Source organism: Moraxella sp. CTOTU47579 (assembly GCF_032004885.1).
In the GTDB taxonomy this organism is placed as follows: Bacteria; Pseudomonadota; Gammaproteobacteria; order Pseudomonadales; family Moraxellaceae; genus Faucicola; species Faucicola tetraodonis.
Map to the genome: position 1 here is coordinate 70,620 of NZ_DALZOJ010000006.1, position 26,445 is coordinate 97,064.

Genomic DNA, 26,445 nt, shown 5'->3' on the forward strand with positions numbered 1-26,445 from the left:
GAATTATGACTATGTTTTCAAAAATCTTAATAGCCAACCGGGGTGAGATTGCTTGCCGCGTGGCAGCCACCGCCAAAAAACTGGGTGTGCGTACCGTTGCGGTATACTCCGACGCTGACCGTTTTGCCAAGCACGTTGCCGTATGTGATGAAGCCGTTTATATAGGCGGTTCTGCGCCCAAAGACAGCTACCTGCGTTGGGAGCGCATTTTGGAGGCTGCCAAACAAACAGGCGCACAAGCGATTCACCCTGGCTATGGGTTTTTGAGTGAAAACGACGAATTTGCCCAAGCGTGCGTGGATGCGGGTTTGGTGTTTATCGGTCCCCCTGCGTCTGCCATCACCGCCATGGGTCTTAAAGCCGAGTCCAAACGCTTGATGGAAGCGGCCAATGTACCACTCATTCCAGGGTATCATGGCACCAACCAAGACCCTGATTTTTTACATAGCGAGGCCGACAAAATTGGCTACCCTGTGCTAATCAAAGCCAGCTCTGGTGGCGGCGGCAAAGGGATGCGGTTAGTTGAAAAAACCGAAGATTTTATTGATGCCTTAGGCTCATGTCAACGTGAAGCCATTAGCAGCTTTGGCAATGACAGCGTATTGATTGAAAAATACGCCCTACGTCCCCGCCATATTGAAATTCAAGTCTTTGGCGACAGCCACGGCAACTATGTGTATTTATTTGAGCGTGATTGCTCGGTACAGCGCCGCCATCAAAAAGTGCTCGAAGAAGCCCCTGCCCCCGATGTCAGCGTGGCAATGCGGGAGGCGATGGGCGCAGCGGCGATAGCGGCGGCAAAAGCGGTCAATTATGTGGGGGCGGGTACGGTTGAATTTATCGTAGAGCAACGTGAGTGTTCACCCGAAGATAAATTTGGCGGCATGAATTTCTACTTTATGGAAATGAATACGCGCCTGCAAGTTGAGCATCCCGTCACTGAAGCGATTACTGGTACTGACCTTGTCGAGTGGCAACTGCGTATTGCTAGCGGCGAGCCGTTACCAAAACAGCAAGCAGACTTGACCATCAACGGTCATGCGATTGAAGCACGTATCAATGCTGAAAACCCAGACAACAACTTCTTGCCCGCCACAGGTACGCTAAACGTTTATCGCACGCCAACTCACAGCGAGTTTAGGATGTCGGATGTGCGCGTGGATGATGGGGTACGCGAAGGCGATGTCATCAGTCCTTACTATGACTCAATGATTGCCAAACTCATCGTCCATGCACCAACCCGTGAGCAAGCGCTTGCCAAACTAGACAAAGCCTTAGCGGAAACCCGTATTGTCGGTCTGCCCAACAACGTGGCGTTTTTGCGTCACGTGGTGCAATCAGATTCGTTCAAACATGCCAATCTTGACACCGCATTGATTGAACGTGAAAAAGACGTACTGTTTGGGCAGCAGCGTGGTGAACTACCTTGGTTAGTAGCCACCGCGATTGTCAAAGAGCTTGCACAAGAAGCGCAAACCCAAAACCACGACCCCTTTAGCAAAACCGACGCATGGCGCGCGTATAGCCATTATGAGCGTCCGTTTGATTTGGTGTATCACGACAAGCCATTGCGGGCGGTGATAAGTGAAGTCAATGGGCAAGCATTTCATCTAACGATTAACACCATTGCCAAAGCCGAAAAACAAGGCGCGGACGTTGTCACGCCCATCTATCAAGGCGATGTTCGTTATTTGCCCACTGCCGATGATACCTTCACGCTATGGCTAAGTGACGGAGAAACAGCCGGCAAGCACCAACAGATGCAGGCATGGCGACATAATGAGCAAGTATATGTGTTCTCAAATCATGCCAGCGATGTCATCACCTTGGTGGACAGCATGGCGCATGTGGGCGAGGAAGCCCAAGATGGCGGTAGCCTCAAATCGCCCATGCCAGGTCAAGTGGTGGCGTTTCGGGTCAATGTGGGCGATGAAGTGAAAAAAGGTCAAGCCTTGGCAGTGATTGAAGCGATGAAAATTGAGCATACCATCAATGCTCCTAGTGATGGCATAGTAACAGAGTTGCTGTTTAAGGCAGGGGATTTGGTATCCGATGGCGATGAGCTATTAAAACTTGATACGGGCAGCCAATCATGAACTATCCAAACTTTGTCAAAATCATCGACGTGGGCGCAAGAGACGGACTACAAAACGAAAAACAAACCGTACCCAGCGACGTCAAAATCGAGTTGATTAACGGCTTGATTAATGCAGGCGTGCGCAAGCTTGAAGCCACCAGCTTTGTGTCGCCAAAGTGGGTGCCACAAATGGCGGACAATGATGCCGTATTAAACGGCATTGTCAAACGTGATGACGTGGTCTATTCGGTGCTGACACCCAATATGAAAGGCTTTGATGCCGCCCTTGCCCATCGTGACCAATTTGCCAATTATGAAGTGGTGATTTTTGGCTCAGCGAGTGAAGCTTTTAGCCAAAAAAATATCAACTGTAGCATCGCTGAGAGTATCGAGCGTTTTGCCTCGGTGGCTGATGCCGCCAAAGCGCATGGTATCAAAGTGCGCGGCGTCATCTCTTGTACCGTGGGCTGCCCGTATGAAGGCGATATTTCAGCCGATAAAGTCGCCTATGTGACAGAAAAACTCGTTGCCATTGGCGCTGAACATATTGGTATTGCTGACACCATCGGCGTGGGCACACCTATCATGGTGCAAAAAGCGTTGGATGCTGCCTTGCGTTATATTGACATTGACAATATCTCTGGGCATTTTCACGACACCTATGGTCAAGCGCTTAGCAATACTTTAGCGGCATTACAAATGGGTGTTTGGCAGTTTGATACCTCGGTAGCAGGGCTTGGCGGTTGTCCGTATGCCAAAGGCGCAACCGGCAATGTTGCCACTGAAGATGTGGTATATCTGCTACATGGCATGGGCATTGAAACGGGCATTGACCTCGACAAACTGGTCGATGTCGGACAAAAAATCAGCGCGTTTTTGGGCAGACAAAACGGCTCAAAGGTGGCAACAGCGATTTTAAATAAACGTAAATCTTTAACAGTCAGTTAATAAACAAGGAATGACTATGAACTTAGGACTCGATTACCAACTTGGCGATGACATCAACGCCCTACGCGAAACCGTCAAAGCCTTTGCCGATGCCGAAATCGCCCCACGCGCTGCCGAGCTTGACCGCACCGACCAATTCCCGATGGACCTGTGGCAAAAAATGGGCGAGCTTGGGCTGCATGGCATCACTGTACCCGAAACCTACGGCGGCGTGGACATGGGCTATGTGGCGCACATGGTGGCGATGGAAGAAATCAGCCGCGCATCAGGCTCAGTGGCGCTAAGCTATGGCGCACACTCCAATTTATGTATCAACCAAATCAAACGCAACGGCACAGAAGCCCAAAAACAAAAATACTTGCCAAAACTCATCAGCGGTGAATTCATCGGCGCCTTAGCCATGAGTGAGCCCGGTGCCGGCTCAGATGTCACCAGCATGAAACTACGTGCCGAAGACAAAGGTGGCGTATATGTATTAAACGGCTCAAAAATGTGGATTACCAATGGACCGGATGCCGATGTGATGGTGGTGTACGCCAAAACCAACCCAGAGCTTGGAGCAAAAGGCATCACCGCGTTTTTGGTAGAAAAAGGCATGAAAGGCTTTTATACTGCGCAAAAACTCGACAAACTCGGTATGCGCGGTAGCCACACAGGCGAGATGGTATTTGACAATGTCGAAGTGCCAAGCGACAACATTCTGGGTGGTCTTAACAACGGCGTTAAAGTATTGATGAGTGGCTTGGACTACGAGCGTGCGGTACTGGCTGCAGGTCCCATTGGGCTGATGCAAGCGGTGATGGACAATGTCATTCCCTACATCCACGATCGCAAACAATTTGGTCAGGCCATCGGTGAATTCCAGTTGATTCAAGGTAAAGTGGCGGTCATGTACACCACCTTACAGGCAGGGCGCAGCTTTCTCTACACCGTGGGCAAAAACTTGGATATGTTAGGCTCAGACCATGTGCGCCAAGTGCGTAAAGACTGCGCCAGCGTGATTTTGTGGACAGCGGAAAAAGCCACTTGGATGGCAGGGGAAGGTATCCAAATCTTTGGCGGCAATGGCTATACCAACGAGTATCCACTGGGTCGTATTTGGCGTGATGCCAAGCTATATGAGATTGGCGCAGGTACCAGCGAAGTACGACGCATGCTGATTGGTCGTGAGCTGTTCAACGAAACCGCTTAATTGATTAGATTTGTCAGCACAAGCCCTAGCTAAAACTAGGGCTTTTTTATTAGATTGTTAAAATAGGTTGTCAAAATCCGCCTTATCAGCTGTGCGCTATGTTAAGGTTGATTGTAAAATCGCTTGGTATTGCGCCGGTTTGAGACGGGGTCCGAACTGCTGAATAATTTGGCTTGCGACGCTACTGGCTAATTTGCCACAATCTGCCAACGCATGACCGTGCGATAGCGCATATAAAAAACTGCCCGCAAAATTATCCCCTGCCCCATTGGTATCTAACACTTGGTCAACGGCTAGCGATGCCACGTCAATCAATTTTGTTTCACGTGAAACATCGTCTCGCACGGCAACGATTGACCCTGCTGCACCATTGGTCACCACTGCCATATTGGCGACTGACAATAACGCTGCTGCGGCTTGCGAGTGACTGGTTTGGTTGGTAAATAGCTGCGCTTCATCACAGTTACAAAACACCGCATCCACGCCACCTTCTAGCATGACATCAAGTCCTTCGCGACCAAACTTGACCACGGCAGGGTCGGCAAAACTGACCGCGATTTTAGCGCCTTTGGCTTTGGCTTGTTGTTTTAGCTGAGCAATCGCCTGTTGTGCTGAGGGTGACATGGCAAGATAACCTTCAAGATACAACCAATCAGCATCATTGAGCGCATCAAAGTCAATATCGGTTTCACTGATTTCTGCTGAAGTGCCCAAATGTGTTTGCATGGTGCGCTCGCCATCTGGGGTCACCATCACCATACAGCTACCTGTGGTACCATCAGCAAATGACTTGGTAGATGTCTTGATACCTGCGGCATTTAAATCAGCCAAATAAAAACGCCCTGCCTCGTCTTCGCCTACTCGGCAAGCGTAAAAAGTATCGCTACCGAGGCTTGCAGCGGCATAGATACTGTTGGCAGCCGAGCCGCCACCGGCTTGTTTAGTCGCGGTGATATTTTGCGTGGTGAGCGAGGCGATGAGGTCAGCTTGCTCACTGTGACTGGCTAGGGTCATGTTGCCTTTGGTCAAGCCTGTGGCGTTAAGCTGTGCATCAGTGACGACAAATTCACTGTCGACTAACGCATTGCCGATGGCGACGATTTTTGCCATTGTGGTTCCTTTTTAACGATTTTGGAAAAAATAGATGAGTTAAATTCAACGTGGTGTCATTGTAAATTAAAACTGTCAAAGTTAATATCTGAAAATTGGCTAACACGGGCAAATGAGTGGCGCTGTATTATCTGTAGTATCTGTAGTATCTGTGTTTTTTTGCCTTTATAAAGCAGGTTTTGACCCCATTTAACTCAAAATAAATCCGACAAAACTGCTATACTTTCTGTTTGTTTTTATCGTTGGTTTTGCTGATAAATTCTGACAAATATTATTATGACACACAGGTAACTTCATGCCCGCAACTTCTCACGACTCTACTTTAGATTTGACCCTGCACCCTGCTTTTACCCTACGCTCTCATGAGCGCATCGATGCGCTATCGCTTGATGTGCTGGTGAGCGAGCATAACGCCACTGGGTTGATTCATTATCACCTCGCCCACCCGAGTGATGAAAATGCCTTTATGATTGGCTTTCGCACCCAGCCGATGACCGACCGCGGTGAGGCGCATATTTTGGAGCATACCAGTCTATGTGGCTCTGAAAAATATCCCGTGCGCGACCCGTTTTTTAGCATGATTAAGCGGTCGCTCAATACGTTTATGAATGCGTTTACCGCGGCAGATTGGACGGCGTATCCGTTTGCCACCCAAAACCGTCAAGATTATTTTAACTTGTTGTCGGTGTACCTAGATGCGACATTTTTCCCAAGTTTAAATCCGCTCGATTTTGCCCAAGAAGGGATTCGTGTGGAGCTTGATGATGACGGCAAACCACAGTATAAAGGCATTGTATTTAATGAAATGAAAGGCGCGATGAGTGGCGAGATTGACCAGTTGTATCATACGCTGGCGCGTCATTTATTCCCCACAACCACTTATCACTACAATTCTGGCGGTGAGCCCGCTGCCATTACCGAGCTGACTCATGCTGATTTGGTCAAGTTTCATCAAAGTCACTATCACCCAAGCAATGCAGTGGTGATGAGCTTTGGCAATATCCCTGTGGCAGAGACCCAAGCCCGTATCCATGAGGATGCATTGGCGGTGTCAGGCAAAGCGTTTGCTAAAGGGCAAAAACACGCCTCACGACTCGAAGAATCATTGACCGCGCCAATCAGCGTGACGGACACTTACAGTGTCGATACGGTGAAACCCAAACAAACCCATCACGTCATGGCATGGTTATTACCATCGATTTTAGACGGTAAACAGCGCCTGGCTATGCGATTACTTGAAGGCGTATTGGTTGAACATGCAGGTTCGCCGCTGCGGGCGTATCTTGATAGCCATCCGCTGGCATCTGCCCCAACGCCGCTACTGGGCTTGGATGACAGCCATTATCAGATGGTGTTTTATGCCGGGGTTCGTGGCTCTGAGCCTGAGCATGGCGATGCCATTGAGCAAGGAATTTTGGACTTACTCAAACAAGTGGCGGACCAGCCTGTGGACAGTGAAGCGATTGAAACCATTTTGCACCAAATCGAAATCGACCAACGTCATATCGGTGGCGATAGTATGCCATATGGTCTAAATTTGATGCTTGAAGGCTTTAGTACTGCTATCCACGACGGTGACCCCATGCATGTGTGGGACATCGATGAAAACCTAAACTGGCTACGTGAACAAGTACAAAATCCTGATTTTATCGCCGATTTGATTCGCAGCTTTTTGCTCGACAATCCGCATCGCGTGCGTTTGACACTCATCCCTGATGCGAGCAAATCTGAGCAACAAGCCAAGGATGAGCAAGCCAAACTTGACACCATCGCAGCGGCACTGACCGATGACACGCGTAATGCGCTCATCACCCAAGCCAAAGCCCTTGCCGAACGCCAAGCTACGCCTGATGATGTGGATTTGCTACCCAAAGTGGGATTGGTGGATATTCCTGCCCAAATTCAATTTAAAACAGGTACAAAACGCGATATCACTTTAAGTGGTGTGCCAAGTACGTTGTATGAATATGAAGCAGGCACCAATGGTCTGTACTATTATCAAGTGATTATGCCCCTAGAGGGTCATGAAGCGCTCATCAATCACTCAGATTTACCAACGTATCTGAGCTTGATCAGCGAAGTGGGCACGTGCAAACACGATGCCTTGGCATTTCAAGCGCGGCAAGCACGCCATTCAAGCGGTGTGACGGTCAGAATCAGCCAGCGCACGTCACCTGACAATCCCGAAAAAATGGATAGCTTCTTGGTGGTCGCTACCCGCTCATTGTCACGTAAATTTGAAGCGATTGAGCTGCTTAAAGAAGTACTCAACGACACTATTTTTACCGAATATGCGCGGATGGAAGAGCTACTGACCCAAAAACAAATGGGCTGGCAATCGCGCCTTGCCAATGCAGGTCATGCGTATGCCATGCAAACAGCGAGCCGTAACACCAGTAAAATCGCCCGTCTTGAATATGTACGCGGTGGTTTGCCTGCATTAAATAGCTTAACTGAATTTTTGCAGCAAGCGGAGCAAGATAGCAGTGCGTGGCAAAAGCTGGGAGAGCGCTTAGCCAATTTACATCGCTACATCAAAGCCCTGCCAAAACAAGCACTTATCATCGCCGAAGCAGAGGTATTACCGACGCTGCAGCAAGCAATTAGCGAGAGCTGGCAAACGCCTGTTGAAGAGCCTACCGCTACTTTAATCGAATCGCCCATTACCACTGACGGTAGCGATATCGCGTGGCTTGCGCAAACCAATGTATTTCATCATGCGCTTGTCTTTGACGCCGTGCCGACCAACCATCCCGATGCCCCTGCCTTGATGGTGCTCTCAAGCGTGCTACGCAACAACTATCTGCATCGTACCATTCGTGAGCAAGGCGGGGCGTATGGCGGCGGGGCGAGCTATGATAGCAATGCTTGCTCTTTCAAGTTTTATAGCTACCGTGACCCACGTGACCAAGCCACGTTTGATGATTTTTTGGCTAGTATTGATTGGTTACTGGCGCAAACCACAGGCGAAAAAACCGATGCTTGGATTGAAGAAGCGATTTTAGGATTGATGGCAGGCATGGATAAGCCCGCAAGTCCTGCGGGTGAAGCGGTCAAGGCACTGTTTGCTGAGTTGCATGGTCGCGGCAAAGACTGGCAACAAGCGATGCGTGCCAAAATCTTGGCGGTCAGCCTTGATGATTTACAGCGGGTAACAACCACCTACCTCAAAGACAAGCCATTTACTCGTGCCAGCCTTGCGCCGTTTGATAAAGCTGAACTCATGCAAAAGATGGGTTTTCAGATTGAAAAAGTGCTATAACAAACGTAACAATAAAATTAATCATCTTAATAAAAAAGGCGCTGTTATTAGCGCCTTTTTTCATCTTTTATACTCGAAGTTTTACACAACCAGCAACTCAATTTTACCCAGTCCGTCAATTTGCGCGAGGATGGTATCGCCTTTGACCACCGCACCGACGCCCGCTGGCGTCCCTGTAAAAATCAAATCCCCTGCTTTGAGCTCAAAAAACTCAGATAAATTGGCAATGGTCTCTGCCACATTCCAGATTAACTGATTGATATTGCCTTGTTGTTTGGGCTCGCCATTCACCGCCAGTGAAATATTTGCTTGTTGTATCTCAGCAACGCTAGCAACGGGATAAATTTCGCCAATGGGTGCCGAATAGTCAAACGCTTTGCCAATCTCCCACGGACGACCGTTTTGCTTCATGACGTTTTGCAAGTCGCGGCGCGTCATGTCGAGCCCCACGGCATAGCCAAAAATCAAGTTATGTGCCTCTGCCACACTCACATTAGCGCCCGCTTTGCCAATCGCAACTACCAATTCTACTTCATAATGTAGCGCTTGCGTTTTAGTCGGATAAGGCAATTGGGCAACGCTATCGGGTCGAACTGCAATAATCGACTCACTGTCACCGGCTTTACAGAAGAAAAATGGCGGCTCACGGTCTGGGTCACTACCCATTTCTCGGGCGTGGTCGGCATAGTTGCGCCCCACGCAATACACGCGGCGGACAGGAAAGGTTTGCTCAGATTGATGGATGGGCAGTGCCACCACTTGGCTGGGTGGAAAAATCGTATTCATGGTGATTCTACTTGGGTGGTTGGGTTATCAGATGATAGCTGGGTGATGGCGATATCAGTGACACGTTGGTCAGCGGCTAAATTGCTAGCAGGTTGCCACGCTTGCAAAAATTTATCATGGCGCAGGCTATTGTCTTGATTAGTGAACGATTGCAGATAGTCTCGGGTGGTGGACTCCCATTGCTCGCTTTGCTGCGCTGAAAATTGTCCCGTGAGTCGTTGGTAGCGCAAAAAAATCAGCCAAGTATTAAGCACATCACTTTCACAATAAGTAGTGAGCTTATCCCATGCCTCTGCTTGCACCATAGGCACCACATCATAGCCGTCCAACGCTTGCTTGCCTGCAAAGCCGCATAAGGATGCCACGACATCAAGTTTTTGCGACGTGCTATTCATGGCAAGCTTCACCATCAAATCGGTATGACGGTCATGATAGCGGTTGATATAGTTGTTGTATCTCATCTCACCGGTTTGGCTAAACAGCTTGGGCGCGGTTAGACCATGCTGTAACGCCCGATACACCATGACGGGTATATCAAAGCCCTTGCCATTCCAGCTCACCAACAACGGATTTTTTTCAATGGCATTAAAAAAGGTTTGAATCATTTGCGCTTCGCTATGGTCAGCCAGCGACAGCGATTTGAGGGTCATTTTGCCGCCCGCGACCCACAACACCGAAAGACAAGCGATTTGGTGCAAGGGCAGGGGCATAAAAGGATGCCCAACATCTTGCTCACGCAGTGCCATAAGCTTGGTCATGGCATCGTTATCCGATAACCCAGCCAACTCAGGGTATAGCCGCTTGCCTGTGGCAACATCGGGTATGGTTTCGATATCAAATACTAAAATCGGCGCTGGCGTAGCCATAATACTTCCTTGTTAGTTTCTGCTTTAGGTTATTGGGTATTAAGCGTCATCTTTAACACCAAACAACCCTGTTGATAGATAACGATCGCCACGGTCACAGACGATAAATGCAATCACCGCATCCGGGTGTTCTTTAGCGATTTGGTACGCTGCCCACGCCGCACCACCGGATGATACCCCCGCAAAAATCCCTTCTTCGCGGGCAAGCTTACGCATAAACACTTCCGCATCGTGCTGATCGATGTCCATCACCCTATCCACCAAACTTGGCTCAAAAATCTTTGGCAAATAAGCGGCTGGCCATCTACGAATTCCTGCGATATTAGCACCTTCAGCGGGCTGTAAACCGATAATTTGCACGTTTGGGTTTTGTTCTTTTAGGTATTTGGACACGCCCATGATGGTGCCTGTGGTCCCCATTGAGCTAATAAAGTGGGTAATCGTGCCATTGGTTTGCTGCCAAATCTCAGGACCTGTGGTCAGATAATGCGCTTGTTTGTTGTCAGGGTTGTTAAACTGATCGAGTACGATGCCTTTACCTTCTGCCTGCATTTGCTGGGCAAGGTCACGTGCCGACTCCATGTTATCGACTTCAATCAATGTCGCCCCATACGCTGCCATAGCGTCTTTACGCTCTTGGGTAGAGTTGCTAGGCATAATCAGCGTCATGGCATAGCCGCGCATTGCCGCGACCATGGCAAGGGCGATGCCTGTATTGCCACTGGTGGCCTCAATGATGGTGTCGCCTGGCTTGATAGTGCCACGCCTTTCCGCTTGATAAAACATGTTATAGGCAGGGCGGTCTTTCACTGAGCCCGCTGGATTGTTGCCTTCAAGTTTGGCAAGCAGTGTGGCTGTACCTTGGTCGGTTTGCGGTGCAAATCGCGCCAGCTTGACCAGTGGTGTATGTCCAATGCAGTCATTGAGCGTGCTGGTTTCAGTGATGAAATTATTGTGGGTCATAAGACAACCTTAGTTTTTGGCCATGAACTTTTGATAATACGAGTTTTGAGTAGACGAAATTTAGTATAGCTTATAGATTAGCTAGCGTTGATTAGTTTTTTTAACAGTAAATTTTTTGGATTGCGCGCGTAGTTTAGCAAAATTCGTATCACCCGTCAGTGGCGAATCATGATTATTGTGCCAGTCATTTTCCACCGCCACCCCATCTGATTTTATCTCGATTTTTTGCTGGGGTATAGACTTGTCAAAAATTTACTTGCGACAAAAACCCTAGCTACACAAGCAAAATTGGCTAAAATCCTATAAAATGAAACACTATCCCCCAAAACCCTGATAAAAAATCTGATGCCTAAATTAGGCTGATGCAAGGCTAGCAATGTGAGCAAACGATTTCACTTGGATTTTTCCACCGCTTATGGACAGTTGATACTGTTGGTGTTTTTGCCGATTAGCGCACTCGCGTTGACGGGTGGTTTTTTGGTGTTATCGGATACCAGCCGTGCTGCGCGTACCATTCAGCAATCAACCGCCGATAATTTGCTAGTGACTTTACAGCCAGTCGCCGCTTCTATGCAGACGAATCTGATTAAAATCAACCAAGCGCTATCTACAACTAGCACTCAGCCTAATAGCGATAATAGCTCAAGTAAAGATGGCTTAAATAAAGATGGCTCAAGTAAAGATAGCATAAACAAAAACAGCGCAAATAAAGCTGAGCTATCGCCCAAAGAGTTGGCGGCGCTACAAGCCAGTGTGAAATTTGCCCTACAAAATGCCATCAACGACAAACACTTGCAAGGCGTGGCGATTGTCAACGAACAAAGCAACGTGTTGGTCAGTTTTGGTGATTTGTCACAACAGCCCAATCCGCGCTTGTTGCCTTTTTTGGGACGCCACCTTGAGGCGCAAAGCAATACGCAGCAAACTTATTTGCTCACGCAGCTCAACACCCAATCCAACAGCCTGTTTAATAGCAAGGGTAGTAGTTTATTTGGTCGAAAATTGGTACTAAGCGCGCCCGCCAATGCGACTGCCCCACTACCGACCTTATGGATTATTGTCAATATTGATAATGAGCCGCTACAAGTGGCTCGCTATCAAGTGATGTTAGCGTTAGCGATTACCGGACTCTTTACTATTTTGCTGCTGCTATTGACCACCCACATATATGCCAGACGCTGGATTGCGCCGATTTATGAGATGCGGTTACATTTGCAGCGCACCAACGCCAACAACCTGTATAAACCGATGACCATCAACGCCAGTGGTGAAATCAACCAACTACAACAGGATTTGGTCAAGACCTTAAGACGTCTGCATAAAAGTTTCCAAGAACTCAAAAATCATGCCGAACAGACTGAAGATGATTTACGATTGGCTTTTGATGAGATGGAAATGCAAAACATCTCAATTCGCAATGCGCGTGATGCCGCGGTTTCAGCCAGTCAAACCAAATCGGCATTTTTAGCCAATATCAGTCATGAATTACGCACCCCACTTAACAGTATTGATGGCTTTATCAACCTATTATCCCGTCATGGGGGCTTAAATGCCGAGCAAGACTTGTACGTGCAAACGATTCGTAAGTCTTCAGCGCACCTATTAGCACTGGTCAATGACGTGCTTGATTTTTCTAAGATTGAAGCCGGTAAACTGGTACTGGATAGTCATGAATTTGACCTGTATGCCAGTATCTACGACGTGGTGGATATGCTATCGCCACTGGCGGCAGAGAAAGATTTACGGCTGGCGGTGTTCTTCTATGACGATGTGCCACATTATCTGGTGGGGGACGCGTTACGCACCAAGCAAGTGTTAACCAATCTTGTTAACAACGCCATCAAATTTACCGATGATGGCGAGGTCATTGTGCGGGTCAGTCTGGATGATGACATCGATGATTTAATTCATATCAGTGTGCAAGACACAGGGCGAGGGATTTCGCCTGAGCATCAAAAATTGCTGTTCCAAAGTTTTTCCCAAGGCGATCCTTCGATTACTCGCCAGTACGGCGGTACGGGATTGGGGTTGGTGATTTCAAAACAGCTCACCTATCTGATGGGCGGCAATATTGGTTTTTATGACAACGCCACTGAGCAGGGGGGTGATGCGGGCCAATCGCACAAAATCAAAGGCACGACGTTTTGGTTTACTTTGCCGATGACCATCAGTAACCAAGAGCAGCAGCGGCTGCTTATCCATGACCCCATTTGGCAGTTACCCGCCATCGTCCCGCCAAAAAGCGATGCCGGTTATGTGGCGGCTGATACCACTGCTGCGGTAAATATCTTGGTTTGGATTGACCATCTTGCAAGCTTACAAGTGTTAAAAGGCTCGCTGCGTGAATTACCGATCGCCATTACTACCGCAAGTACGCTAGCAAGCCTACTTGAATCGCTCAAAGAAACAGGCAATCATTGGGATTGGGTCATCGTGGACAATGGCACCACTGAAGATACCACGTCGCTGCTCAAACAAGTACGCTTACATTATGCCGGTAAATTGCTACTATTTGGCTATCAAGTCAATCTTGAGCCAGAATTGTTGTCGCGTTACCAAGCCCAAGCCTTGTATCAGCCGCTCGATCGTCGCCAGCTTTATCAGCTGCTCGATAGTAATTCTGCCAGCAGCCAAGAGCCCACACTGCCGCAGTGGCATGGCTTTACCGTGCTTGCCGTGGATGACCATCTGCCCAATTTGTTGGTACTAGAAGCGTTATTGGCTGAACTAAGCATTAATGTGGTGGCGGTTAATAGTGGGTTTGACGCCATTGAATACATCACCACCCACCAGTCACAAAGCGATACCGCCGTGGATTTGATTTTTATGGACATTCAAATGCCAAGAATGTCAGGCAGTGAAGCCGCTATCCAAATCCGTAAGGTTGAAACGCAAGCAGGACATCAACATATTCCGATTATTGCCCTGACCGCGCATAGTCTATCGGATGAACGCGATACATTATTGGCATCTGGGATTGACGATTATGTGGGCAAACCAATCAGTCAAGCCCAGTTATTGCAAATCCTGCAACGCTGGTTGGGTAAACACAGCACGTCCGTGTCCGCTGATGTGACTTTTGACTCAACCGCTGATGTGGCTTCTGACAAATCTGCTATCAACTCACCCATCTCGGCGCGCTCGATAGCGTCTAGGGCAAATAACCCGCGTACTGCACCTGCAATCCCCAAAGAGAGTGGCGTATTTGCTCATACGCCATTAGCCGCCTCAGCGACTACCACCGATGACAACGCTAATCTGCCAAGCCTACCATCGGTCAGCAGTCAGCATAGCGCTGAGTCACTAGCAAGTCTTGCGGTCATTGATTGGGATGATGCGGTGATGCGGGTAGCAGGCAAGCCTGATTTGGCAGCCAACTTGATTACCCTGCTGATTGAATCAATTGAGCAGGAAAAAAGTGACTTGCAGCAAGCTTGGCAGCGCCACGACAGACAAGCCTTGTCCCACGCGGCGCATCGCATTTTAGGGGCGAGTCGTTATACCGGCGTACCACAGCTACGCCAAGCCAGTCAAAATCTTGAAGACAAGTGCTTGCTAAACATCAACAATAGCTCGCCTGCGCAATTTGCCATTTTGGCACCTTATTATGAGCAAATGCTACAAGCGCTTGATAACTTGGCACAGGCTGATTTGAGCCAATTCCCTGCACTCAAATATGCCCAGCTCAAAGAAAACGACATGACTTGGAAGATGATTTGACACCCATCACCACAATGCCGCCTAGGTTTGGCATACTTGCTATTCCACGTTACCTTTCTTAAACGTATCGTCCGATATCGCCTCTTGTGCCCAACCAACAAAATCAGTAAAGTGAGATTAATGATTGCAAATCATTGCGTTCTTGCAACATTTTTTTAAGTTTATTGGGTTGGTCAAATTTTAAGGAGGCGTATGTCGGTTTTGTCGGTATCAAAAATATTGCCGGGTGTAGGGTTTTTGCCATTTTATCAGCGTGCTACTGCTGTGTCTTTAGCGCAGCGGATCAAAGCGGCAAACGATAACCTTGCGCCCGATGTGCGGTTGGAACTTAGCGGCGATGATAGCGTCATTGTTTGGCTGACACGGATTGACAAGCGCAATGCGTTAAGTTTTGCGTTGATGGATAAACTCATTGATTTAGCCCACCTGCTCACTACTTGGACGGACGTGCGGGCGGTGATTTTGGCAGGTGAAGGTAAAAGCTTTTCTACCGGCATTGATTTGGCGGATTTAAACAACCCGAAAAATCTAAAACAGGTCGCTTGGGAGCTTATCAAACCGTTCCAAAGTAAATTTCAAAAAGTGTGCCTTGTGTGGCGAGAACTGCCGATGCCTGTCATCAGTGTATTGCATGGACATTGCCTTGGCGCAGGGCTACAGTTGGCACTGGCGACCGATATCCGTATCGCCACAGCGGATTGCCAATTTGCCATTATGGAAGCCAAATGGGGACTGGTAGCGGATATGGGATTGACCCGGTCTGCGATGGGGGTGCTACGCGCGGACATCGCCAAGGAGTTAGCGATGACCGCACGGATTTTTGATGGTCAGCAAGCCTTTGACTACGGTGTGGTCAGCCATCTAAGCGACACGCCAATGGAAGTTGCGAAGAATTTGGTCGCAGAATTAAGCAATCGCTCCCCCGATGCCGTCTTGGCGAGCAAACGCATCATCAATACCATGTATCACACGCCTGCAACAACTTTGTATCAAGAAAAACTGTGGCAAATCAAATTACTGCTGGGACAAAACCGCAAGCTTGCCGTCAAAAAAGCCAAGGATGAAACCGTCAAATTTATTGGGCGTCAATTTAACTAATTTAACCCATGGCTTAATTGACCTTGGTGAGTGCCATCATGCTAAGACCCCTGTTCAAACGTCGTCTTATTTTTTTAGCCAGCCTGTTTTTGGTGTGTATGGCGATTTTGTTTTTTATCGCCTGGTGGGGTCGTCTGCCTGCCAACACGGGTAAACCAAGCACTTACCAAACCGCCGTTATTACCAAAGACCATCAAAAAACGGTGGCAACCGATATGCCACCTGATGAGCCGTCCAGCCGTTTTCGCCAATTTGGCTCGCAAAGCATGGCCGATGGCATCGCAGAGTTGGTTAAAAGCCATCCACAAAAAACGGGCGTTTATCCCTTACCAGATGGTATGGATGCGTTTGCCGCTCGTATGCTGCTCATTAGCACCGCAGAGAAAACGCTAGATGTGCAGTACTATATTTGGAATAACGACATCACTGGCAATCTGATGTTTCAAGCCATCAAAGAAGCGGCAGAGCGCGGTGTGCGCGTGCGATTGTTAATAGATGACAACAATACCCGTGGTCTCGACCCAACGCTGTGGGTACTCAATGAACACCCCAATATTGAAGTGAGATTGATGAACCCCAATCGTTTTCGCTCGTGGCGCTGGCTAGGGTTTGTGGGCGATTTTGAGCGGCTCAATCATCGTATGCACAATAAATCCATCACCGCCGATAGCCAAATCACCATCACGGGCGGGCGCAATATCGGGGATGAGTATTTTTCTTTAAACCAAGAGATGGTATTTTCTGACCTAGATGTGCTGATGGTTGGGCATATTGTGCCGCAGATGTCACAAGCATTTGACCAATATTGGAACCATAAACTGGCTTTTCCTATCACTGATTTGGTCAAAAAACCTGAGCCATCCGCCCTAAACCAAGTGTTTACCCCAAAAACCCAAAAAGCTGATAAACCCGCATCACAACAACTCGACCCTGTGCTAAAGCTGAAAAACGACTATCTAAAGCGCTTGGTGGCAATCGACTTCGTCAACCAAATCAAACAACAAAAATTGCCGCTCTACTGGGCAAGCGTCCAGCTATTGACGGACAATCCTGATAAATTGGGCAGCAAAGCCAATACCCAAGGGTTAGACATCAACCAAAGCTTAGGTAAAATCAGCCGTGAACTCAATTTAATCTCTGCGTATTTTGTACCCACGGAGCAAGGCAAAGACTATTTTATCAACCTTGCAAAAAAAGGCGTAGCGGTGAATATTTTGACCAATGCCATGAGCGCCACCGATGTCAAGCTCGTGCATTCTGGCTATGCCAAACACCGCAAAGAATTACTCAAAGCTGGGGGCAAGCTATATGAGCTCAAGCCCAATGCCATCAAAGACAATCTGCGTGATTCATACTTGACGGGAAGCTCTGCCACCAGCTTGCATGCCAAAACGTTTGAAAGCGATGGTGAAAAGGTGTATATCGGCTCGTTCAACTTTGATCCGCGTTCAGCCTTGACCAATACCGAACTTGGCGTTGCCATCGCCCACCCTGTCCTTGCCAACAAAATCCGCAATGAATTTTTGCAAGCCTTGTCAACAACCAGCTACACCTTGTCGCTCAAAGATGACAATATTCAGTGGTCAACGCTCGAGAACGATCAAATCGTCACGTATGATGAAGAGCCACAAACCAAGCCTTGGCAGCGTACGCTAGTATGGATGCTATCGCACCTGCCGCTTGAAAAATTTTTATAAGCTGTCATTGTTATGAACGACAACGTTAGCCAATACGCTTAGCGCAACTGGCTATCTTTACTACCACGGCGATTAAATAGCTCACCTTTCTGCTGATGCTGTTCTAGCGATTGTTGACAACGCACGCACAAGCGCACCCCAGGCATCGCAAGACGCCGTGCTTCGGGAATCGGGGCATCGCACTCCTCACAATGCGTTAGGCTCTCGCCCTGTGGCAATGCCCGTTTTGCCCGTTCAATCGCATCATTAATAGTTGCTTCAATTTGCTCGTTTTCTGCGCCATCTGCAGCCCAACCACTTGCCATATTTTTCCTTAGATTTTAATAAGTTAATCATAATATAGTAGTGGTTTTATCAAATTTCAATAGCGTATTAAAGCCGTTATCGCGCCATTTTATTGTGGCTGTAAATCAATCACCTGACCTTTGATACCTGCCGCTTCATCACTCATCAAGGCGATATACGCACTCATCAAGTCTTCTGGCGCAAGCAAGGTGTTAGGGTTTTCGCTCGGATAGGCAGCAGCACGCATTTGGGTACGCGTGGCACCGGGATTGATGCAATTAAAGCGTAGGGTGGTGGTTTTTTGGGTTTCTTGGGTGAAAATATCGCTCATCCCTTCTACCGCCAATTTTGACAGCGCATACGCTCCCCAAAACGCGCGTGGACGGCTGCCAACACTACTAGAGGTAAACACCACTGAGCCACTTTGTGCAGATTTGAGTAGCGGTAGCAAAGCTTGGGTAAGGGTAAAGGTGGCATTAAAATTGACTTTCATCACTTGCTCAAAAATAATCGGGTCATACATCTCAAGTGGGGTTAATACACCGAGCAACCCTGCATTGTGTAAAACACCGTCTAAATGCCCGACTTCACGCTCAATCAAAATCGCCAATTGCTGCATTTCTGTGTAGCTTGCGCTCTCTAGATTCATCAGTAACATGGCAGGCTGTGCACCGCCTTCTGCTTCAATTAGGTCATATACAGCTTCAAGCTTGCTCGCGGTTTTGCCGAGTAGTAGCACGGTCGCGCCATATTTTGCATAGCTTAGCGCTGCTGCTTTACCGATGCCATCACCTGCCCCTGTGACCAAAATATTTTTACCTTTTAGACAATCGGCAGGTGGGATAAAGTTACGGATATCATCATGGGTTGCTAAAGTCATAGTTTCCTCAAAATTTTTCTCAAAAGCTCGCTAAAAAATTCCCTAAAAATCGGGCAAATTGTTAACACCTTGTCTATGCATCAAGCGCCTAGTTGCTTGTTTAAGTGTCCGCTAAAGCATCCGTCCAATCGCCCAGCAAAGCGGTCAATTCAGCGACGCTATGGATTATGTTATCTGCACCCCAACTGCCCAAATCCGCTTGGTCTTCAGGGGGAATGTAGCCATAAGCTGCCAAAATCGTGCGCATATTCGCCGCATTGCCCGCTTGAATGTCACGGATATGGTCACCGACATACACACAATTTTCAGGCTGTAGCTGACGCCCGAGTTGTTCGTTCAACCGCGCTACTGCCAAATACATGGGCTCTGGGTCAGGTTTGGTATGTTTGACATCATCAGGGCATACCAGTACCGCACAGCGCTCAGTTAGCTCAAGTTTCTCTAACAAATTTTCCGCCAAATAACGCGGCTTATTGGTGACAATGCCCCATACAATACCACGTGATTCCAAGTTTTTTAGCAGCGAATCAAGCCCATCAAACAAGCGGCTATCGACACAGATATCGGCCTCATAGGTGTCCAAAAACTCTTGCCGATAAGCCAACAAGGTTGGGTCATCCTCAGTCACATCGGCAAGCTCGCCAAACATTAGCTTGACCATCGCTCTGGCGCCTGCAGAAACTTGCTCGCGAATGGCGGTATCACTGGGCGCTGGGTGCTGGTGTTTGGCGCACATCACCTTAATAATCCGGATAAAATCAGGTGCCGTATCAATCAAGGTACCATCAAGGTCAAACAATACGGCTTGGCATTTTTCAGTCATTTTTTGCTCAAATCAACGATTAATATTTAAGTAAAGCCAACTACTGAGGTTTGTAGACTGCCATCATGTAGTTAACGTCAACATTTTGTGCTAGCCAATAGTGCTTGATAAGTGGATTGTAATGCAAGCCAATTAAATCTTGACGTTTGCAGCCTGCACGCTGGGCAAAACGATCTAGCTCGGCTGGGGTGATGAATTTTTCATAATCATGTGTGCCGCGTGGCAACAAGCGTAATAGGTATTCAGCGCCAATCACCGCAAACAGGTAGGATTTTGGGTTGCGATTGATGGTCGATAGTACCAATACGCCATTGGGTTTGAGCAGGGTAAAACAAGCATTGATAATGGACTGTGGGTCTGGCACGTGCTCGAGCATTTCCATACAAGTCACCACATCAAACTCACCAGCATGCGCTTTGGCAAAGTCTTCTACAGCAACACAAGCAAAATCAATCGCTTGGCTAGTTTGCTCGGCATGGATTTGTGCTGCCTTGATATTGGCTTCTCCCAAATCAATACCCGTCACCGTGGCGCCGCGCACTGCCATGCTATGCGACAAAATACCACCACCACAGCCGACATCTAACACTTTCTTGCCCGTTAAGCCTGATTGCTGGCGGGCGATGGTTTGCTGTTCAATCCAGTTTAAGCGTAGCGGATTGATTTGGTGCAAGGTGGCAAACGCGCCTGATTTGTCCCACCATTCATTGGCAAGGTCGGTGAATTTTTGTACTTCTTGTAAGTCGACGTTTTGCTGTAGGTTCGGTTGTGTCATGATGATAGTTCCGTTTGATTTTTACTTCGCTATTTTTTTAATTCGATACTTTTTACTTTAATAGCGTGTTATCGCGTTTTTTGAAATGCGGTTGCTTGCTAACCACAATGGCTATCAAAAATAGCCTTATTCTAACAGTTTTTAGCCCATTCGCTGTAGAATTTATGTGGCAGGCTGATAGCGTAAAATTGTAGGATAAATTTGTGGGGTAAAATAGCTTATTGCTGCATAATCTCATAACCTTCCAACTTTAAATATGACTGATAAATTAAACTTAAAAAAGTATGCTTTTTTATTTAGAAAATTTAATTAACATATTGCTTATTTTTTTCACCAGTGTAGTTTTTTTTAGTTTACAAAGTATTACACTTAGGCACGTCCTTAATTTATGATAGTATAACGCGCAGATATTTTTGTATTTTGAGCCCTGCTAGCAAGCGATTTTCTATAACATACTATAAGATATGAGCCGTGCTAGACCCTATGATTTGACTGTTAATGAGGCAACCATGAAAAAATTAGCAATGACCGCAATCGCCGCTGCAATCGGCTTGACCAGTTTATCAACCCAAGCTGCAGATTTTGTAGCGGGTCAAGACTATAAGGTGCTTGCAAACCCAGAGAAAATTGAAGGCAATAAAATCATTGTTCGTGAATTTTTTTGGTATGGTTGCCCACACTGCTACAAATTAGAACCTTACATGGCACAGTGGTCAAAAAAATTGCCAGCTGATGTGGTGTTTATGCAGACGCCAGCTGCGATGAACCCTGTGTGGGAACAAAACGCGCGCGGTTTTTATGCCGCACAGTTATTAGGTTATCAAGGCAAAACCCACCAAGCGATGTTTGACGCCATTCAAAAAGACCGCCAAAAATTGTTTGACCAAGCCTCTATCGGTCAATGGTACGCATCAAAAGGCGTGGATATCAATAAATTTAACAGCATGTACAATTCTTTTGCGGTGAATACCCGTATCGCGCGTTCAAAAGATGCGGCGCAGCGCTTCCAACTGTCAGGGGTGCCTGCGGTTGTCGTTGATGGAAAATACGTTGTGGAGGGTGAGGATGGTAAAGTGCCACAAGTAGTTAACTATCTCATCAATAAAGCCCGTGCGGAACGTGGTGGTAAATAATCCGACAGCCATTTGCTGAAGATTAATAGTTTTAGCCCAGATGGTTTTAGCTTAAATAGTAAAAAGCCGTTTCAATGAATTAACGTTGAAACGGCTTTTTTATGGTAGTTAATAAAACCTAGTGGTCGGCTGGCGTGCCGCCTTGTGCCACAATCCAATTTTCTAGCTGTTTGGTTTTTTCATCCAATAGCATTTTATCACCGCTTGCTTCGACATTGAGACGAATCAGTGGCTCAGTGTTGGAAGCGCGGACATTAAAGCGCCAGCGTGGAAAATTGACCGACAAGCCATCGAGTTTATCAAGGGTCGCCGTTTGGCTATCAAATTGTGGGTAGATTTCTTCAAGTTTTGCCAACACCGCAGGCGCAGTGATACCGTCTAATTTAAAGTTAATCTCACCTGAGATAGGAAAAGCGGCAATCATCTCATCAACCAGTTGCGACAGTTTTTTTGGCGCCTCTGTTTTACCTGATTTTGATAGCAGCTCAATCACCAATAACCAAGGAATCATGCCACTATCGCAGTAGTTAAAATCGCGAAAATAATGATGCGCAGACATCTCACCGCCATACACTGCGTTGTTTTCACGCATGACTTGTTTGATAAAAGAATGCCCTGACTTACTGATGGTCGCTTTGCCACCGGCCGCCGCGATGACGCTTTCGGTATTTAAGATATTGCGCGGGTCATAGACAATCGCCTCGGCAGGATTTTTATCCAAGAAAGCTTTGGCAAGCACCCCCACTACATAAGTGCCCTCCAAAAATCGGGCGTTTTCATCAAAGAAAAAACAGCGGTCAAAATCACCATCAAACGCAATCGCTAAGTCCGCTTTCTCTGCCAACAGCGTGTCTGCCGTCACTTTACGGTTGGCAATAATCATGGGGTTGGGAATACCATTGGGAAAACTGCCGTCAGGCGCATGATTGATTTTGATAAAATTAATAGGCGCGTTGGCAGCTTGTAGACGCTGCTCAAGCAAATCAATCGTTGGCGCAGCACTACCATTACCACAGTTAACAACCACTGTCAAAGGTCGTAACGCGTTGACGTCAATATAGCTTATCAGATGGTCGATATAGGCGGTTTTATCTTCTTTTAACTGATACTCGCCTTTACTGGCTGCCGCTTTGAATGCGCCTTTTTCTGCGATTTGTTGAATGTCTGCCAAGCCGGTATCTGCGCTAATAGGTTTCGACTGTTCACGCACCAATTTTAGCCCGTTATAATTGATGGGGTTGTGACTGGCGGTCACTTCAATACCGCCAATCGCGCCATAGTGGCTAGTGGCAAAATATACTTCTTCAGTGCCTGTCATGCCCAAATCAATCACATCGATGCCCGCATCTAATATGCCTTGAATGGTGGCTTTTTTAAGGGCTTCACTACTGGGCCGAATGTCACAGCCAATCACAATCGCTGGTTTTTGCTGATTTGATAGCGATGCACTTAAAAATTGGGCGAAAGCACGTCCGATACGGTAGGCGATGTCCTCGTCAAGGTTTTTACCGAGTTCACCGCGGATATCATAGGCTTTAAAAGACGAAATTGTGATGGGAGAAAAATCATTCATATACGTGGCTCATGGGATTAAGAATTAAGAATGTCATTCAATTAACTGTTAATTATTCACAATCAGTTATTCACTGGCAATGATCAGCTATCACCAAACACATCGCGGCTATACACTTTTGTCTTGACGTGCGCTAATTCGGGATGTAATCGGTTCGCGACAATCACATCGCTCGTTTCCAAAAAACTCGCTAAATCATTGACTACGGGACAATCCATAAACTGCGGTGAGGACAGACTGGGCTCATAGATTTGTACATCAATGGCATGTTGTTTGAGCAGTTCAATAATGTCCAAAATTGCAGAATCTCTAAAGTTATCGGCATCTTTTTTCATGCTCAAGCGGTACACACCCACGGTATTAGGCTGCTTGGCGATAATTTGACGGGCAACAAAGCGTTTGCGGGTATTGTTGGCATCCACCACCGCATGAATCACATTGGCAGGAATCCCTTCATAATTGGCTTTGAGCTGTTGGGTATCTTTGGGTAGACAATAGCCACCATACCCAAATGATGGGTTGTTGTAATGCATGCCAATCCGCGGGTCTAAGCTCACACCGGTGATAATCGACTCACTATCAAGCCCCATGCTTTCGGCAAAGCTATCTAACTCGTTAAAAAATGCAATGCGTGTGGCAAGGTAGCTATTGGCAAATAGTTTGACCGCCTCCGCCTCGGTGGGCGGCATGATTTGGCTTGGTGTTTGGCTTAGCGTGTCAGTTTGTTCGCTGGCAGTTTGGTATTGGGTGATTAATTGGTGACAAACATCTTGCAGCGCTGGCACATGGTTTATATCACAGCCAACGATAATACGTGATGGATGCAGATTGTCATATAACGCTTTGCCTTCCCGCAAAAACTCCGGCATAAATAAGATACGCGTATCAAATTTTGCCTGCATGTCACGGGTAAATCCAATCGGCACAGTCGATTTGATCACAATCGGCACTTGTACGTTGTGAGCGCGTACGGTTTGGATACTGGCTTCCACCGATGAGGTATCGAATTTGCCCGTGGCGACATCGTAGTTGGTCGGTGTGGCAATAATCACCAAATCTGCGGTTGAAAAATCCGCCTCACTCACCAACTGCGCCGCTAAATTCAGTGACTGGGTTGCCAAGAACTGCGCAATCAACGCATCGTCAATCGGCGACTCTTGCTGTTGTAATTGGGCAATTTTTTGGGCATCGATATCGACCAAGGTGACTTGGTTAGCAAGTTTAGGCTGGGCTAATAAGACAGCATTGGACAGACCGACATAGCCTGCCCCAATGACAAAGATGGTTGTAATCATGGGTGATGAAACCTTACAAATCGCAGCAAAAATTAGCGAAGCCGTCGCTTATTCTGAGCCTTGATATTTCTTATATTTTTAAATTAGGTAAGTTTGTGCCAATATCACTATAGTTTGACAAAATGGCATAGCGATGACAACGATTATTTTGCAGCATCTGTATTTTAGGTATCTGTATTTAAAGCCTCTGTATTTTAGGCATCTAGACTGTCAAGACAAATGCACTCACTAATGGACTTAGATTGCCACGTCAAATGCGCTAAAATAGCTAGGTCAATTATATTGTGAATTTTTCATCATTTACCATCAATCACCCTTCAGAGATAACGATGCAACCGACTTCCAATTTTGCTGACCTCATTGCCTTAATGGCACGACTGCGCCAAGACTGCCCTTGGGATAAAAAACAAACCAACGACAGCCTCATTCCCTATGCCCTAGAAGAAACCTATGAGCTGGTCGAGGCCATACAATCGGGCGACATGGACGACATCAAGGGTGAGCTTGGCGATGTGCTGTTACAAGTGGTTTTTCACGCTTGTTTATACCAAGAGCAGCAGCAGTTTGATATCAGTGAGGTGATTTTCACCTTACAACAAAAACTCATTCGCCGTCACCCGCATGTGTTCGACAAAGAAAATCTAAAAACCGATGAAGATGTCAAAAAACGCTGGGATGAAATCAAAGCCTTGGAAAATGCCGAAAAAGCCAAACGGGGTAAACTGGTAAAACATCGCCGCACCCTTGATGCGGTCAAGGCAGGCTCAGCGTTAATGCAAGCGCAAGAACTACAAAAAACTGCCAATAAAGTCGGTTTTGATTGGGATGTGGTGTCGGGTGCGGTGGACAAATTGGATGAAGAAGTGGCAGAACTCAAAGAAATCTTACCAATCGATGGTCAAAAACCGACGCCTGAGCAAAAAGCGCTGCTAGAAAAAGAACTGGGGGATTGTTTTTTTGCCCTAGTCAACATTGCTCGCAAACTGGGCATTGATAGCGAAAAAGCGACTTTGACCACCGTACATAAATTTCGCTCTCGTTTTGGCTTTATTGAAGATGAGCTCGCCAAAATGGGTAAAACCCCTGAAACTGCTAGCTTAGAGGAAATGGATAACTTGTGGAACTTGGCAAAACAGCATGAAAAACTTGTATAAGGGGTTTTTAGCACGACCTAGGTTTTAGGGTCTAGTATTATTGACAGCTAATACCCTGTTTACATGCCGTGTACATTTTTTTGGTAAAACAGCTTTTTAGCTAAGTTTGTACTAAGTTTGGCTTTTTTATTGCCCAAGATTGATTGTTCCAAAAGTCTGGGCAAGTTATACTGAGTTAAAAGGGATTTGACCGTTAAAGCAATGATTTTTCGATTATTATTTGGCTCGATTTTTGCCATTTTAGTTCTAAGTATATGGGCAATGCCCGCACAGGCGCAAGTATGTACCCCAACCATGACGCCCGAGCAGGCTTTTTTGGCAGTGACAAATTTGACTGGGACTAACGGTGGCACCACAAAACCCTCTGCAAATGTCCTTGCCAATTCACCCAAAGTGATTAATATCAATACAGCCAGTGAAGCACAGCTTACACAGCTTGATGGTATCGGCGCCAAAAAAGCCCAACAAATTATTTTATACCGGCAAATGATAGCGCCGTTTGCCACAGCGGATGACCTAGCCAACGTCAAAGGTATCGGCAAAGCGACTGTCGATAAAAATCGCCACCGCATTATCACCCAATAGTGATAGCTCAATAAAGCATGGGCAATCATCACAAGCCTATTCTCATGCTTTATACACTGTGTACTAGAAAGCAAACCATCTCATCCTGTACAGCTAACGTCCTACAAATAATCACTCAGTAGACAATATTTTTTGTTCACTGGATTTTTTGTAACCGTGAATTAATATCCCTAGTTAGGCAGAAATTTGGTACACTAACCGCTAATAAATTTCTGCCGTTTTC

Annotated in this window: 21 protein-coding genes; 10 read left to right on the forward strand and 11 right to left on the reverse strand. The window is 47.0% G+C overall.

Features of this window, described 5'->3' with window-relative positions; genetic code table 11:
* Window positions 1-11 precede the first annotated feature (11 nt).
* From RTP55_RS05915 to RTP55_RS05925, 3 genes are read left to right on the forward strand one after another with little or no spacing between them, the layout of a single operon-like run.
* A complete protein-coding gene (locus RTP55_RS05915) occupies window positions 12-2,096 on the forward strand; it encodes an acetyl/propionyl/methylcrotonyl-CoA carboxylase subunit alpha (protein ID WP_312385041.1) in 2,085 nt (694 codons plus the stop codon).
* Window positions 2,093-3,025, forward strand: a complete 933-nt coding sequence (locus tag RTP55_RS05920) for a hydroxymethylglutaryl-CoA lyase (RefSeq protein WP_312384900.1) — start codon at window positions 2,093-2,095, stop codon at window positions 3,023-3,025. Before RTP55_RS05915 ends, RTP55_RS05920 begins: the two co-directional genes overlap by 4 nt.
* 16 nt (window positions 3,026-3,041) lie before the next feature.
* On the forward strand, window positions 3,042-4,217 hold the full coding sequence (locus RTP55_RS05925) for an isovaleryl-CoA dehydrogenase (RefSeq protein ID WP_312384902.1): 1,176 nt from the start codon (window positions 3,042-3,044) through the stop codon (window positions 4,215-4,217).
* A 96-nt stretch (window positions 4,218-4,313) separates the two neighbouring features.
* Here the strand turns inward: RTP55_RS05925 and RTP55_RS05930 are convergent, their stop codons facing one another.
* Window positions 4,314-5,327: an adenosine kinase gene (locus RTP55_RS05930; protein WP_312384904.1), complete on the reverse strand. Its 1,014-nt coding sequence runs from the start codon at window positions 5,325-5,327 to the stop codon at window positions 4,314-4,316.
* A gap of 295 nt (window positions 5,328-5,622) precedes the next feature.
* On the opposite strand from RTP55_RS05930, the gene RTP55_RS05935 reads away from it, so the two are divergent.
* A complete protein-coding gene (locus RTP55_RS05935) occupies window positions 5,623-8,589 on the forward strand; it encodes an insulinase family protein (RefSeq protein WP_312384907.1) in 2,967 nt (988 codons plus the stop codon).
* Window positions 8,590-8,670: 81 nt separating this feature from the next.
* Here the strand turns inward: RTP55_RS05935 and RTP55_RS05940 are convergent, their stop codons facing one another.
* The 3 genes from RTP55_RS05940 to cysM are packed head-to-tail and all read right to left on the reverse strand — an operon-like array spanning window position 8,671 to window position 11,204.
* Window positions 8,671-9,375: a fumarylacetoacetate hydrolase family protein gene (locus RTP55_RS05940; protein ID WP_203171206.1), complete on the reverse strand. Its 705-nt coding sequence runs from the start codon at window positions 9,373-9,375 to the stop codon at window positions 8,671-8,673.
* The gene (locus tag RTP55_RS05945) at window positions 9,372-10,241 is read right to left on the reverse strand and encodes a 3'-5' exonuclease (protein WP_138018195.1); all 870 of its coding nucleotides are present in this window, start codon (window positions 10,239-10,241) and stop codon (window positions 9,372-9,374) included. Before RTP55_RS05945 ends, RTP55_RS05940 begins: the two co-directional genes overlap by 4 nt.
* Window positions 10,242-10,280: 39 nt before the next feature.
* Window positions 10,281-11,204 carry a cysteine synthase CysM gene (gene cysM / locus RTP55_RS05950; RefSeq protein WP_138018196.1) on the reverse strand — a complete coding sequence of 308 codons (924 nt, stop codon included), beginning with the start codon at window positions 11,202-11,204 and terminating at the stop codon, window positions 10,281-10,283.
* 378 nt (window positions 11,205-11,582) lie between these two features.
* Here cysM and RTP55_RS05955 point away from each other — a divergent pair, with 378 nt between their 5' ends.
* The 3 genes from RTP55_RS05955 (at window position 11,583) to RTP55_RS05965 (ending at window position 17,719) form a co-directional block, all read left to right on the forward strand.
* Complete coding sequence (locus tag RTP55_RS05955; protein WP_312384911.1) at window positions 11,583-14,924, forward strand: ATP-binding protein; 3,342 nt, start codon at window positions 11,583-11,585, stop codon at window positions 14,922-14,924.
* Between the two features lie 192 nt (window positions 14,925-15,116).
* On the forward strand, window positions 15,117-16,022 hold the full coding sequence (locus tag RTP55_RS05960; RefSeq protein WP_312384914.1) for a crotonase/enoyl-CoA hydratase family protein: 906 nt from the start codon (window positions 15,117-15,119) through the stop codon (window positions 16,020-16,022).
* A 38-nt stretch (window positions 16,023-16,060) separates the two neighbouring features.
* Complete coding sequence (locus tag RTP55_RS05965; RefSeq protein WP_312384916.1) at window positions 16,061-17,719, forward strand: phospholipase D family protein; 1,659 nt, start codon at window positions 16,061-16,063, stop codon at window positions 17,717-17,719.
* A 38-nt stretch (window positions 17,720-17,757) separates the two neighbouring features.
* On the opposite strand, the gene RTP55_RS05970 is transcribed toward RTP55_RS05965, so the two are convergent.
* The 4 genes from RTP55_RS05970 to ubiG form a co-directional block, all read right to left on the reverse strand.
* Window positions 17,758-18,024, reverse strand: coding sequence for a DksA/TraR family C4-type zinc finger protein (locus RTP55_RS05970; RefSeq protein WP_312384919.1), 267 nt, complete (start codon window positions 18,022-18,024; stop codon window positions 17,758-17,760).
* A gap of 89 nt (window positions 18,025-18,113) precedes the next feature.
* The gene (locus tag RTP55_RS05975; protein WP_309596122.1) at window positions 18,114-18,884 is read right to left on the reverse strand and encodes a YciK family oxidoreductase; all 771 of its coding nucleotides are present in this window, start codon (window positions 18,882-18,884) and stop codon (window positions 18,114-18,116) included.
* A 100-nt stretch (window positions 18,885-18,984) separates the two neighbouring features.
* Window positions 18,985-19,707 (reverse strand): HAD family hydrolase, encoded by a 723-nt coding sequence (locus tag RTP55_RS05980; protein WP_100274291.1) that lies wholly within the window; start codon window positions 19,705-19,707, stop codon window positions 18,985-18,987.
* A 40-nt stretch (window positions 19,708-19,747) separates the two neighbouring features.
* On the reverse strand, window positions 19,748-20,482 hold the full coding sequence (gene ubiG / locus RTP55_RS05985) for a bifunctional 2-polyprenyl-6-hydroxyphenol methylase/3-demethylubiquinol 3-O-methyltransferase UbiG (RefSeq protein WP_007116237.1): 735 nt from the start codon (window positions 20,480-20,482) through the stop codon (window positions 19,748-19,750).
* 509 nt (window positions 20,483-20,991) lie between these two features.
* Between ubiG and RTP55_RS05990 the strand changes: the two genes are divergently transcribed.
* Entirely contained in the window at window positions 20,992-21,615 is a 624-nt protein-coding gene (locus RTP55_RS05990; RefSeq protein WP_040403627.1) for a thiol:disulfide interchange protein DsbA/DsbL, read from the forward strand.
* 118 nt (window positions 21,616-21,733) lie between these two features.
* On the opposite strand, the gene RTP55_RS05995 is transcribed toward RTP55_RS05990, so the two are convergent.
* Window positions 21,734-23,188: a phosphohexomutase domain-containing protein gene (locus tag RTP55_RS05995; protein ID WP_282842178.1), complete on the reverse strand. Its 1,455-nt coding sequence runs from the start codon at window positions 23,186-23,188 to the stop codon at window positions 21,734-21,736.
* Between the two features lie 83 nt (window positions 23,189-23,271).
* Window positions 23,272-24,483, reverse strand: coding sequence for a nucleotide sugar dehydrogenase (locus tag RTP55_RS06000; RefSeq protein WP_312384923.1), 1,212 nt, complete (start codon window positions 24,481-24,483; stop codon window positions 23,272-23,274).
* Window positions 24,484-24,812: 329 nt separating this feature from the next.
* Here RTP55_RS06000 and mazG point away from each other — a divergent pair, with 329 nt between their 5' ends.
* Window positions 24,813-25,637: a nucleoside triphosphate pyrophosphohydrolase gene (gene mazG, locus RTP55_RS06005; RefSeq protein ID WP_312384925.1), complete on the forward strand. Its 825-nt coding sequence runs from the start codon at window positions 24,813-24,815 to the stop codon at window positions 25,635-25,637.
* A gap of 59 nt (window positions 25,638-25,696) precedes the next feature.
* Here mazG and RTP55_RS06010 read toward each other — a convergent pair whose 3' ends face one another.
* Window positions 25,697-25,876, reverse strand: coding sequence for a hypothetical protein (locus tag RTP55_RS06010; RefSeq protein WP_312384928.1), 180 nt, complete (start codon window positions 25,874-25,876; stop codon window positions 25,697-25,699).
* Window positions 25,877-25,898: 22 nt separating this feature from the next.
* Here RTP55_RS06010 and RTP55_RS06015 point away from each other — a divergent pair, with 22 nt between their 5' ends.
* Window positions 25,899-26,222 carry a ComEA family DNA-binding protein gene (locus RTP55_RS06015; protein WP_312384929.1) on the forward strand — a complete coding sequence of 108 codons (324 nt, stop codon included), beginning with the start codon at window positions 25,899-25,901 and terminating at the stop codon, window positions 26,220-26,222.
* Window positions 26,223-26,445: the final 223 nt, after the last annotated feature.